At 55.2% G+C, this 12910-nt stretch carries 9 protein-coding genes and 1 tRNA gene; 7 read left to right on the top strand and 3 right to left on the bottom strand.

The genetic code is table 11. The features are described 5' to 3' along the window. Positions 1 to 5: 5 nt before the first annotated feature. Both tsf and rpsB read right to left on the bottom strand, forming a co-directional pair. Positions 6 to 656 carry a translation elongation factor Ts gene (gene tsf / locus LDN12_RS04800; RefSeq protein WP_223921545.1) on the bottom strand — a complete coding sequence of 217 codons (651 nt, stop codon included), beginning with the start codon at positions 654 to 656 and terminating at the stop codon, positions 6 to 8. Positions 657 to 698: 42 nt separating this feature from the next. Next, positions 699 to 1472, bottom strand: a complete 774-nt coding sequence (rpsB, locus tag LDN12_RS04795) for a 30S ribosomal protein S2 (protein ID WP_223921544.1) — start codon at positions 1470 to 1472, stop codon at positions 699 to 701. Between the two features lie 281 nt (positions 1473 to 1753). Here rpsB and LDN12_RS04790 point away from each other — a divergent pair. The 3 genes from LDN12_RS04790 (at position 1754) to LDN12_RS04780 (ending at position 7989) form a co-directional block, all read left to right on the top strand. Then, a tRNA-Val gene (locus LDN12_RS04790) sits at positions 1754 to 1828 on the top strand. Positions 1829 to 2239: 411 nt separating this feature from the next. Beyond that, positions 2240 to 4006 carry an autotransporter assembly complex family protein gene (locus tag LDN12_RS04785; protein ID WP_223921543.1) on the top strand — a complete coding sequence of 589 codons (1767 nt, stop codon included), beginning with the start codon at positions 2240 to 2242 and terminating at the stop codon, positions 4004 to 4006. After that, a complete protein-coding gene (locus LDN12_RS04780) occupies positions 4003 to 7989 on the top strand; it encodes a translocation/assembly module TamB domain-containing protein (RefSeq protein WP_223921542.1) in 3987 nt (1328 codons plus the stop codon). Before LDN12_RS04785 ends, LDN12_RS04780 begins: the two co-directional genes overlap by 4 nt. 118 nt (positions 7990 to 8107) lie before the next feature. Here the strand turns inward: LDN12_RS04780 and LDN12_RS04775 are convergent, their stop codons facing one another. Continuing rightward, on the bottom strand, positions 8108 to 8947 hold the full coding sequence (locus LDN12_RS04775) for a GGDEF domain-containing protein (protein ID WP_223921541.1): 840 nt from the start codon (positions 8945 to 8947) through the stop codon (positions 8108 to 8110). Between the two features lie 578 nt (positions 8948 to 9525). On the opposite strand from LDN12_RS04775, the gene LDN12_RS04770 reads away from it, so the two are divergent. From LDN12_RS04770 to LDN12_RS04755, 4 genes are all read left to right on the top strand, one after another. Further along, a complete protein-coding gene (locus LDN12_RS04770; RefSeq protein WP_223921540.1) occupies positions 9526 to 9825 on the top strand; it encodes a hypothetical protein in 300 nt (99 codons plus the stop codon). A 295-nt stretch (positions 9826 to 10120) separates the two neighbouring features. After that, positions 10121 to 10582, top strand: coding sequence for an Rrf2 family transcriptional regulator (locus tag LDN12_RS04765; protein WP_223921539.1), 462 nt, complete (start codon positions 10121 to 10123; stop codon positions 10580 to 10582). A 61-nt stretch (positions 10583 to 10643) separates the two neighbouring features. After that, the gene (cysK, locus tag LDN12_RS04760) at positions 10644 to 11597 is read left to right on the top strand and encodes a cysteine synthase A (RefSeq protein ID WP_223921538.1); all 954 of its coding nucleotides are present in this window, start codon (positions 10644 to 10646) and stop codon (positions 11595 to 11597) included. A 3-nt stretch (positions 11598 to 11600) separates the two neighbouring features. Continuing rightward, on the top strand, positions 11601 to 12905 hold the full coding sequence (locus LDN12_RS04755) for a nitrite/sulfite reductase (protein WP_223921537.1): 1305 nt from the start codon (positions 11601 to 11603) through the stop codon (positions 12903 to 12905). The last annotated feature ends 5 nt before the right edge of the window (positions 12906 to 12910 follow it).

Below are 12910 nucleotides of genomic sequence, written 5' to 3'. Positions count from 1 at the left end.
TCTGATTACAGGCCGGCCGCTGCTGCCACTTCGGCAGCAAAGTCCGTCTCTTTCTTTTCAAGCCCCTCACCTAGGACATACTTGGTAAAGCGGCGGATCGACATATTCTCGCCGATCTTGGCGATGGTTTCATTGAGGTACTGTTCGATGGTCTTGTCCGGGTCCTTGACGTAGGACTGCTCCAGAAGGCAGACGTCGGCGTAAAACTTGTTGATCTGGCCTTCGATGATCTTCTCGATGATGTTTTCCGGCTTGCCGGTTTCCCGGGCCTTGGCGCGATAGATCTCCTTCTCACGCTCCAAAACATCGGCAGACACCTCCTCGCGGCGCACGCAGGTAGGCGATGCGGCAGCGATATGCATAGCGATGTCCTTCACAAAGACCTGAAAGTTTTCGTTCTTGGCGACGAAGTCGGTTTCACAGTTAATCTCGACCATGACGCCGATCTTGCCGCCGGCGTGGATATAACAACCGACAGCACCTTCAGTGGCGGCTCTACCGGCCTTCTTGGCGGCAGCGGCCAGCCCCTTTTTGCGCAGGTAATCCACGGCCTTCTCGAAATCACCGGTACTTTCCTCAAGGGCCTTCTTGCAATCGAGCATGCCGGCCCCGGTCGACTTTCTCAATTCGTTGATCTGTGCAGCAGTAACAGCCATCATATCCTCCTTCCCCGTAACAGGGATCATGTAATCAGTGCTTTATTCGGCAGCCGCCTCTGCAACGCCCTCAGCCGCTTCGGCAGCGACAAATTCCTCAGTTCCCTCTTTATCGGCCTGGAGAGCGGCATTACGAGACTGAGAACCCTCGATGACGGCATCGGCAATTTTGGAACTCAACAGACGAATGGCGCGAATGGCATCGTCGTTGCCCGGGATGACGTGATCGATAGGATCGGGATCGCAGTTGGTGTCAACGATGGCCACAACGGGGATCCCCAGTTTATTGGCCTCCTGAACGGCGATTTCTTCATTCTTGGGGTCAATAACGAACATCATGCCGGGAAGCTTGTGCATCCCCTTGATGCCACCCAAGGTTTTCTGGAGCTTTTCGCGTTCCTTGTCAAACTGGAGGGACTCTTTCTTGGTGTAGGCTTCGACTGTGCCGTCCTCGAACATGGCGTCAAGGCGTTTGAGACGGTCGATGCTCTGCTTGACGGTGGCGAAGTTCGTCAGCATGCCGCCCAGCCAGCGCTGGTTGACGTAATACATGCCGCAACGGCTCGCCTCTTCGGCTACCGAATCCTGGGCCTGTTTCTTCGTACCGACGAACAGGACAGTGTTGCCGCCTTCGACCGATTCTTTTACGAAATTGTAAGCGGATTTGAAATAACGGACGGTTTTCTGCAGGTCGATGATGTAAATTCCGTTACGTGCCCCGAAGATGTAGGGTTTCATCTTGGGGTTCCAACGCTTGGTCTGGTGGCCGAAATGGACGCCGGCCTCCAGCAGTTCCTTCATGCTGATACTTGACATACTCATCCTCTCCTTTGGTTTTTCCTCCGCCCCGTTGAATCCCTGCAGCCACAAGGGACACCGCCGGTCATTATCCGAGGCGTGTGAATTGAAATCGGAATTTTATAACACAACAACCCACGAAATGACAAGGTAAAATTGCCATCATGAACGGCACCATCATGTCCGGTTGTAAATGCCACCGCTATTTTGATTATCCCAAAGCAACCGCTGCGTGAAAGCAAATTTCACTCTGGGGGCTTGACAGGAGCACTGTGCTCTGCTATTGAATTGGAACACTCGGGCGCTTAGCTCAGCGGGAGAGCACTGCCTTCACACGGCAGGGGTCACTGGTTCGATCCCAGTAGCGCCCACCAAAAATATCAAGGAGTTATGATTTGCGTCATAGCTCCTTTTATTTTGCTAAGCACGCCATAAATACTGAATCGCCTCCAACATCTTATCGCCTTCTACTTTCAGAAGTGGCTCTTTCTTTTCATTTCCTCTTAAAACTTCATATGACGACCAGAAACTATCCCTGCAAACAGACTGCCTCCGATCTAATGCTCGTCATCAAGCCGAGGTATATCTGCGGTTATCATCCCTCGAAAAAAACTGAGCTGTGGCACCAACAAATTTTTCTAAACAGGTCAAAGTTCCGCCAGTGGCAAAAGTGCCGTGTTCACGCCCACATTCCCCGGATATTCGCTCAACATAGTTGCGTACTAGAATAGTAGGGGATATCCTTTATTATAAAAGCCTACTGTGAAGTCTTGTGGTGATCAAACGTGGTAAAGCCCGGATGTCTTTATATCATCGTAGCATGCGTTGTGTCGCTCCACTGCCTGGCAGCGCCTTTAAGGGCCGAAGAGCCCATCGAGATAGCAATTGAGGGGATCGAGGGAGATGCGTTGCGCAATGTGCGCGAAGCGCTGACTCTTCCTGCCGGGATGACCGGTGAGGGAAAGGTGGACAGACTGTGGCTCGAACACTTTAAACAACAGTCCACGGAAAAAGTTCGTTCTGCACTGGAACCGTTCGGCTATTACAGTGCCCGGATCGGCGCCACTATCGAGGATCTCGGCCCGGACAGATATCGCCTGAGGGTCATGGTGACGACGGGGGAACCGGTAAGGGTGAAAACGGTCGAGATTTCGCTACACGGCCCCGGCGCGGAGGAAGAGTCTCTAAAGGCACTGGTGTCCACTTTCCCGTTGCACCGAGGCGACCTCCTCCTGCAAAAAAAGTACGAAGATGCCAAGGGAAGACTGCTTTCACAGGCCCAGGCACTGGGGTACGCGGATGCCACATTTGATCTGCACGAGATCCTCATCGCACCGACAAAGACCGATGCCCGCATCAGGCTGCTCCTGGAAACGGGCGAACGATACCGTTTCGGTGAAGTGAAGATAGAAGGCACGCCCGGCTATCCCGAAAGCTTTCTGCGACGTTATCTGGCATTTAAGCCCGGAGAGATCTTTTCCCCCGCCAAGTTGGCAGAAACTCAGCTCAACCTAACCAACTCCGACCGTTTCAAGGAGGTAATCGTCACCCCGGAGAAAGAAAAAAACCAGCAGTCCCTGATGGCTGTTCTCGTCCGCCTGAAACCGAATCCTCCCAAGACCCTGCACCCTGGCATAGGCTACGGCACGGACACGGGAGCCCGCGTTAGTTTGCGTTACCGCGACCTTAACATGTTGCGACTCGGGCACGAACTCAATGCCAACCTGTTAATCGCACAGAACATCCAGGGGCTGGCAACCGTCTATACCATACCAAGTCCCAGGGATATCAGAAGTTTTACCGGGATACAGCTCAATTTACAACGGCAGGACGTTGTTACCTACGTCAGCCGCCTGATCTCACTGGAGGTGGACAGAAACCGTGGTTTTGGTCCGGGACGGGTCGGAACAGCCTTTGTCAGGCTGCAACAGGAAGACTTTACCGTCGGCGCGCAGAACTCGGGGGCGCGCTTGGTATTGCCCGGCCTGCGTTTCAATGAAAACCATTACGATAACCAGATCAGGCCGACACAGGGATATCACTACGGAATCGAATTGCACGGAGTTCACCAGGCGCTTGGCTCGGATGTCGACCTGCTCCAGTTAATTACGGATGGAAGCGTGCTCATCCCCTTGCCATGGCGCCTCTCCCTGCATACCCGGGCTAAGTCGGCGACCACCCTGCTAAGCGACTCGTTGGTCGATCTGCCGGTTTCGCTTCGTTTTTTTGCCGGCGGAGATCAAAGTGTGCGCGGTTATTCCTTCCAATCACTCGGCCCGCGGGATTCAAGCGGCAAGGTAGCTGGAGGGAAGCACCTCCTGGTGGGAAGCGCGGAGCTTGAGCGGGCACTGTTTGACAAGTGGGGCATATCGCTATTTTACGACGCTGGCAACGCATTCAATTCATTCGACAACATCCGGCTGTTTCAGGGAGCCGGGGCTGGTGTGCATTACTACAGCCCGATAGGCGCCCTTAATCTCTACCTGGCCCGCCAAATAGGGGTGGACAGTCCGGCTTGGCACATTCATTTCACCGTGGGGTTCGAGCTGTGAAACGGTCCACCATTCACATGTTGCTCCTCGCAGTTGGGGCAACCGCAGTTTTTATAACCGCGACTGCTGTCGTCTGGCTATGCGGGACCACCTCCGGCGCCCGCTGGCTCCTGGCGTCGGTTTCACTCCACACCCCGCTGAAGATCACCGCCAGAGTGGTCGAAGGGCGATTGCTGGATCACCTGCGCCTAACCGAAGTACACGCCGTCATGCTACAGCAAGAGGCAGAACTGGACAGCCTGGACCTGCGCTGGCAGCCACTGCTTCTGCTGGGAGGACGGATTGCCGTCCAGAGACTCACCCTGGAGGGGACAAGTATCAGGGATAACACCCCGGCCGGCCGGCAGCCTCCCCAAATCTCCTGGCCCCGACTATCCGGTAAGGCACAGTTCTTCGATGTAACCATAACCCATTTGCGGGTTGATAGGTTCAGTTACCGGCGACAGGGTGAACGGCCGGTGATTATCGACACCGCCGCCGCTTCTATTGAGTGGCAGGACGGACTTCTCTCCTTGGACGATCTTGAAATCGCCTCCCCTGACGGCCGTGTCACAGGAAATACCGTGGCCGGTTTTCGCCGCCCATCTCTAAAAACCGACCTCGTGGTGGGTCTGCCGCACCCGCTGGCCGATATGAATGTTTTCTCCATCCATACCCGCCTGCTTCCAGGAAGCGGCGCCGAACAACTGGCGGGAAGTCTCGTCCTGTCGGGCGCACGAGGGAAGCGCCAGCAACTACAAATTTCGGGAGTGGCCGGAGTAACCCGCAACGGATTCAACCTGCGGCGGCTCCGCCTGGACAGACAGGAAAGCGGTGGTCGGGTAACCGGTGACGGGACCCTGACCATAACAGAACGCGGGCCGTTTCTGAAACTAAGGATCGCCCTTTCCGGCCTCAATCTGGCTCCTGAGTTGAAGACAGCGACCAACCTGACGGGCGAGTTGTGGTTTGAGGGGGGGGCGGCAAACTACCAGGGACGTTTCGATCTCGCCAACCAAGGCACAGTGAGGCGAACGTCCCATGTCTCGGGCCGTTACAGCGGTAATAGCCATGGGGTCCGTTTTACCTCTCTGCACGGCACTCTGCTGGGTGGGAATGCGGCAGGTGATCTTGAGGTTACCTGGGAGGAGGGACTGGCGCTTCGCGGCGTGATTCGCGCAAGGGGGCTCAACCCTGCCATGATCGCCCCAGGTTGGACGGGTGTGGTCAACGTAGATATCAGCGGCGCCTTGGCGTACCTGGCCCATGCCCCTCTACGCTGGAATATGAATGCAAAACTTCTGGACAGTGACCTGCATGGGCAGCCGCTTACCGGAAATCTGCGAGCGGCCTCCAACGGCGGTGACCTCAGTGTTGAAGCGCTGGCACTCCATGGGAAAGGGTTCGACATCGAGGCTATGGGGACGCTCTACACGGGGCTGGCTTTTACAACTCAAGTGAGTGATTTATCGCTGTTGATCCCCGGAACCGCCGGGGCATTTCGGGCTGACGGCCGGATACGCTGGCGCAACGGACGTCCGGCTGGCTACCTGAACGGTTACGGCCGAGCTCTCCAGGTCAACGGGGTTAAGGTAGCAAACGCGAACATAACCGCCCGGCTCAGGAATGGGGGGGGATACCCTATACACGCAACCGCAGCACTGCGTGCTGTGCACTACAAACGCTTTCAGGCCGACTCACTCACCGTTGCCGCCGACGGGACCCTTCACGACCATACTCTGGATGCGACGGTGCAATCTTCTGGAGCCGACGTGAGAGTGGGTTTGTCCGGGTCCTATGATCAAGTGAGTTGGAAGGGAATGATCACTCGCCTCTCCGGCAAGGATACCGTTGGTGCCTGGCACCTCCTCGCACCCGCCGCCCTGGCTGTTGCTGCCGAACGGCTTTCCATCGCCCCCCTGGCTATCAGCGGCGCGGGACCGGAACGAATCACCATCACCGCAGATCTGATCCAGCCCCTGCAGGGCAATGTGCGAGTGCAGTGGAGCGGTGTTAATTTGGCTAGGGCGAATCAGTGGCTTCAGGGGGTACGGGTCGACGGGACTACCTCTGGGTCGATCCAATTGGGTTTTGCCCCGAAAAACAAACTCACCCTGGCTGCGAGCGCGGATACGCAGGGCCTGTTCACTCGGGATAACCACGCTTTTAATGTAAAGCGCGGCCTATTTACCATCGATGCCGACGAGCACGGCCTCCATGCCGGGCTGGAACTTAGGCTGGCCGACCACGGCCTGCTGAAAGGCGCATTCTCATCACGTTCACCCATCCGCTTGGCCGCACCCGATACGGGTAACTTGACGCTTGAATGGTCGGAGGTAAATCTCACTCTCGTGCAACCATGGATGCCCGCCGGGTTCAATCTGGAGGGCCGGGTAACAGGGCATGCCGCTGGCAAGATCCTGATGGGGAGTCATCTCACGCTTGCGGGTAGCGCAGCTCTCTCGCAAACTGCGGTCCACCTTCGCACAAAAGGTGGGGATTATAACAGTACGGTGCGTAACGCTGCCATAAAATGGACATGGCAAGGGGAGAACTTAACCGGATCAACAAGCCTGGAGATGGCTGAATACGGACAGATACAGGGCGTTTTTGAGTTACCGCTTCCGGCACGGTTTCCCACGGCAATTCAGCAGCAGGGACTTGTCCGTGCAACATTTAAAGGGCGTTTCCGGGAGCAAGGGCTTCTCACCTCTCTCTTTCCGGGGTTGATCCGTGAGAGCCGCGGGGAGGTGTCAGGACAGCTTGAGATTACGGGCACCTTGCGGGAACCGCGAATAGGTGGAGACCTGCATCTGGCTCGGGCGGGAGCCTATTTCCCCGCTGCCGGAGTCCATGTTAATGAGGTACGCCTGGACGCTCACATGGAGAATGATCTCATCCGCATTGGTAACTTCCGGGCCGACTCTGGACCCGGTCACATCTCGGGAACGGCCGTTATCCGCCTGAAAGGGTGGCGCGTGGCCGACTACACAGGAAATCTGAACGGCGAACGTTTCCAGGCGATCTATCTCCCCGAGATCCGTATGCTGGTCGAGCCTCATCTCAGCTTCGCTGGAACCTCGAACACGCTGGCTGTGCGTGGCGATATTCGTGTGCCCGAGCTCCTTGTCCAGGGGCCGCCGCGCAGTTCCGTAGTTACGCGGAGTAAGGATGTGATCATTGAGGGAACGCCTCCCCAGGCCACTCACCACTTTCCACTCGCATTGGACATACAGGTACGCGTTATCCCCGGAGACCACGTGAAGGTAAAGCTGGAGGGGGTTGATGCGCAACTGGGAGGGAGTATTAACCTGAAAGTGCGAGGTCCCGACCAGATAACAAGCGACGGAGAGATCAGGCTGGTAAAAGGACGTTACAAGGCATACGGCATCGATTTGGAGATCGTGCGGGGGCGAGTGTACTACACCGGAGACTCCATCGGCCAACCGACCCTGGATATACTGGCTCTGCGCACCGTGGGAGACGTGCGGGCCGGCGTAACGGTGACCGGCTCGCTACAGACACCGACGGTCAAGCTCTACTCCGAGCCAGCAATGACGGACACGGACACTCTGGCCTACATCGTGCTTGGTCACCCGCTGGGCAGCGGAAGCGACCAAGCGACCTTGGTCATTCAGGCTGCAAGCCAGTTGCTCTCCTCCAGCCAGACATACTCCCTGAAGGACCAGATAAAAAACAGGCTGGGGCTCAGCACCCTGGAGGTCGGTGACAAAGCTTCAACCTCCGCAATCATGGGGTACAAGGTCATTGCGGCAGCCCCTCCCGGCACGACGACTCCTCAAACGACGACAGGCCTATCTCAGACCGTTGCTACAGCAGGAAAATATCTGACCCCGCAACTCTACCTGAGTTACGGACGTTCACTCTTCACCGGCGACAATCTGATTCGCCTTCGTTACGACATTTCCCGGCGTTGGAATATCGAAACCCAGACAGGGACGGAGAGTGGTGCAGACATCTACTACAAGATCGATTTCAATTAGAGATGAGAGATGGTTAATGCGGTGGAGGTTTGGTCTACGTTATATGAATAAGCACGTATGTTGTGATCTGCAAATGTGGGGTACAGACAGCTTCAGTTCGCAGAATGGATCACTTTCCTTATACATCTATTGACTGGATCGTTTCAAAAACCGCCGCGTTTCTACCTTTTTCCTTGGCAAGATACATCAGTTTGTCTGCCTTGCCCAACAGAGCGTCGTAGGTGTCGCATATTACCGGGCAGGTCACTACGCCGATGCTGGCCGTCACCTGCCAGCCTGATTGGCTGGTCATGATATCGAGTGCCTGAACGAGATTTTCAATCGCCTTGCGCGCCTGTTCCTCGTCTGTTTCCGGGAAAAAAACCGTGAACTCGTCGCCGCCTATGCGACCAGCAAAATCGGTCCTCCGTATGGTATGCATAATTGTTTCCCCAACGTGCTGCAGTAGCCGGTCACCGCGTGCGTGCCCGTGGATATCGTTTACTTGTTTAAAATTATCCAAATCAATGAAGGCCAAAGAAATTGGATGATTATAACGTTGCGCCCGAATCATCTCTTCCTCAACCTGATCACGGAAGGCTCCTTTGTTCAAGAGCCCGGTCAGCCTGTCAGTGTCAGACTTCAGCTTCTCGCGCACGAGTGCCCTTCGTAACTGGGCCTGCAGGGAAACGGCATATGCTATCATGGCAAAGATACCCAAGCGTGTGAAGGCATTCCAGGAAAGGATGGCTTCGCTTACACTTGGTACTTTATGAACCATATTGACGACTAACCAACTTGTAGCCGCGCAGGCGGCAACGACAATACCTTCCAGCCTGCCGCAGTACCAGGCCGAGACAAGGACCGGAACGGAGTAGACCAGCAGCATTGAGATATGCGCGCCGGTCTGATAGTCTCCGTAACCAATTAGTATCGTCAGCAGTATGGATATCAGAAAAATGGAGCTGCTTTTTGTCATAATGGAACAAACTCCGTAGACGTTGAAAAATTGCAGCCATCACGTTGAGAGTATATACACGTATGGGTGCCCCTAGTTGATTCGATTTCCTATACCACTATAACCCTATTTCCTTTTTTCGCTGCACGTTCCCGAATTTATCGGCATAAAAACTCGTCAGCCTGGCAGGCATTGTTTTATATCCTTTTGATTTACCTATATTTCTTTCGAATGCTCCTGGGCAATAACCGTTTTTAATGTGCATTTATTTTTGGACTTGTTTTTCCTCAAATGGGTTGATACCATTCGAAAATGCAGTAAGCAATTGAAGCAACTCATGTTTCCTACGCCAGCGGTAGCGGGCATACTAGGTCACTACGCAGGCTGGCCAAACTCGAAGGTTCCCCCGGTAACTCTGTGGTATAAGCCTTGAAAGTTTTTTCATTCCAAGAGCTTCTGTTTCCGGTTGCTCTTTCAATTTTGGAGATCTTAAGTGATTCTTGCCTTCATATACCTTCAGCGGATTTGGTTGGTACCACAGTGGTAACACAACGAGAACATATAAAAATAACGGCACACCATAAGGCGGGGACGAGGGAATGAAAAAAATCATTTGGTTTTTGCTGATGAATCTGGCGGTCATTGCAGGATGCAGCGAACCCGAATCCCGCATATACGGTATGTGGAAGACAGAGGGGTTCGATTATGCCGCCGAATTCTCACGCGACCACACCGGCACCTCCACAAGTAATCTGGGGAAAGCACCTTTCACCTGGATGACTCTGGATGATGGCAGGATCAAGATCACAGACCCACTTAAAAAAGAGATTTTTTTAAGGTTTCACGGTGACGTGCTGCAAATCGACGGCAGCAATCTCACCCTGGTTAAAATCAAATAATCGCTGAACCCATGCGGTTCTACAACTTTATACCCGCTTTCTTTCCCCGCCCCTGCCATCATCCGAATACCGCCATACCTGACCAGTGGCCTTGCCTGTCATCCAATTTGTCACAGCGCCAAGGATTCGACCAAATGGTTCGTCGCACCGGCTAAGCCCACCAAATCGCTGATACCAAGCCCTGTCAGTCAGGATATTTGCCCAGACCGCCTTATTGAGGTAACCTTTGACTAACCTGTTCATTTTATTTGCTTGACAGTCACTAAATTTTATTTTATCTATAGACTTAATAGATATGATTTCAAAAAAGACTAAATACGCCCTCAAGGCGCTCTACCATCTGGCCGAACAGCCCAGTTCGCAACCGGTGTTGATTTCCGACTTGGCCAAGGCCGGGAACATCCCCAAGAAGTTCCTGGAGTTCATATTGCTCTCCCTTCGCAAGGGGGGTATCCTTCAGAGCAGGATCGGCAAGGGTGGTGGCTACTATCTGGCATCGCCGCCCTCCAAGATAACCTTGGGCAGCATCGTGCGGATACTGGAGGGTGATCTGGCGCCGGTACAATGCCTCAGCGAAACCAATTACGCCCACTGCGACGAATGCGACGACGAGGCCACCTGCGGTATCCGGCTGGTGATGGTCGATGTCAACCGGGCACTGGCCCAGACGCTTGACAGCTTGACCTTGGCTGATATGATCGAACGTAGCGAAAACGAGAAGAACAGGCGCGCAAATATTGTAGATTACAGCATCTAAATTTTTTATTCTTTTTGTCTATTATTTCTATAGACAAACTACCAAAGAAAGGGGAATTACCATGAGCACCATCTATGCAGACAACTCCCAATCCATCGGCAACACCCCTCTGATCAAACTGAACCATGTCGTTGACGGGGCCAAGGCAACGGTCCTGGTCAAGGTCGAGGGGCGCAACCCTGCCTACTCGGTCAAATGCCGCATTGGAGCCAACCTGATCTGGGATGCCGAGAAGCGCGGGGTGCTCAAGCCGGGTGTGGAGATCATCGAACCGACCAGCGGCAACACCGGCATTGCTTTGGCCTACGTGGCGGCGGCCCGCGGCTACAGATTGACCCTGACCATGCCCGAAACCATGAGTATCGAACGCCGGCGGGTCTTGGCCGCCCTGGGCGCCAACCTGATCCTGACCCCCGGTGCGGAAGGAATGAAGGGCGCCATTGCCAGAGCCGAGGAGATCGCTGCTTCCGATCCCGAGAGATACTTCATTCCCCAGCAGTTCAAAAATCCGGCCAACCCGGAGATTCACGAAAAGACCACCGGACCCGAGATCTGGAATGATACGGATGGCGCCGTCGATGTCCTGGTCTCTGGCGTCGGTACTGGCGGCACCATCACCGGCATCTCCCGATACATCAAGAATACCAGAGGCAAAAAGATCGTCTCCGTGGCGGTTGAGCCCAAGGAGAGTCCGGTCATCAGCCAGAAACTGGCCGGCCAGGAACTGAAACCTGCGCCTCACAAAATCCAAGGCATCGGCGCCGGCTTCATCCCTGACACTCTTGATCTGTCCCTGGTTGACCGGGTCGAACAGGTGGAAAGCAATGAGGCTATCGAGTTCGCCAAACGCCTGGCCAGGGAGGAAGGGCTCCTGGTGGGGATTTCCAGTGGAGCTGCGGCAGCCGCAGCGGTAAGACTTGCCAGGCTGGACGAATTTGCCGGTAAAACGATTGTTGCCGTACTGCCCGATGGCGCCGAACGCTATCTATCAACCGCATTGTTCGAAGGGATTTGACACATGTCCACAACCACCGCAAACAACAACGAATACCGTCTCGACGGTATTTACAAACAGCGCCAGGAAGGCTTTTACATGCAGCGTGTCAAACTGCCGGCCGGCGTCATCTCTGCCGGACAGGCGCGGGCTGTTGCCACGGTTTCTACACGCTACGGCCATGGCTCCATCCACCTGACCAGCCGCGGCAATATTGAAATCCACTGGCTAAAGGAAGAAAACCTGTCCGACATCAAGCGTGACTTGGCCAAAGCAGGCCTGAGTTCGCGCGGAGCCTGCGGCGGAGCTGTCCGCGGCATTACCTGTGGCAGCCAGGATGCCCTGAGATTTCCGGTGCTGGAGTCCACCGCCCGCCGCCTTCATCGGCACTTCACCGGTAACCCCCGCTTCGAACACTTGCCCAAGAAGTTCAAGGTCGGCATAGAAGCAAGTGTGGCCGGCGGCAGGCACCTGATCCAGGACGTCGGCCTCGTGCTGGCAGGAAGCGAGGACGGTCGCCATTTCTACGATATATGGATCGCCGGGGGCCTGGGGCGTGAACCGCGCCCCGCCTTCCTGTTCAAACAACGGATGCCTGAAGAGCGTATCATTCCTATTATAGAGGCGATTCTCAAGGTTTACGCAACTCATGCCCCCTCCCCGAAACGTCTCAAGTTCCTGGCCGGGGAGTTTGGCGAAACAAAACTGTCAAGCCTGATCGAGGAAGAGGCCGCGTATCACGAAGAAATCCCCATGACCAGTGGACTGCCCGAAGAGTTGGTGTCATCGCCGGATGGACGTCAGCGTCTGGAATTGCAGGTATTCGCCGGGGCGCTGACCGCCGGCCAGTTTGAACAGATCGCCGATGCCGCCGAAACGTACGCAGATGGCATGCTGATGGTTACCGCCAACCAGGATATTGCCCTACTGTTGTCGCACGGTGTGGATGGCGCCACCGTCACGGATGCCTTGCAGCGCTCGACGGGCCTCAATTTTGCCGCATCTGTCCCGACCATACGGGTCTGCCCCGGTAGCCATGAGTGCCTGATGGGGCTGGCGCCAAGCCGGGATGTGGGCCGCGAGCTGACGGGACTCATGGGTGAGCAGGGGCGAAACAGGATTTGGGCCATTTCCGGCTGCCCCAATTCCTGCACCCAACCGCAATTGGCCGATATCGGTATTGTTTGTTCTGCACTGCACAAAGAGGAGGATGGCCGGCGTACTCCGCGCTTTGACCTCTATCAGCGTACGGATGCAGGGCTCGGTACACGCTCGGCACATGATCTGACAGCGGACGAATTGTTCACCCAGGTGAGAGATCTCGGGTAGCCGAT

Source organism: Geobacter sp. AOG2, from assembly GCF_019972295.1.
GTDB lineage: Bacteria > Desulfobacterota > Desulfuromonadia > Geobacterales > Pseudopelobacteraceae > Oryzomonas.
This window is presented reverse-complemented; position numbering and strand designations above follow the sequence as displayed.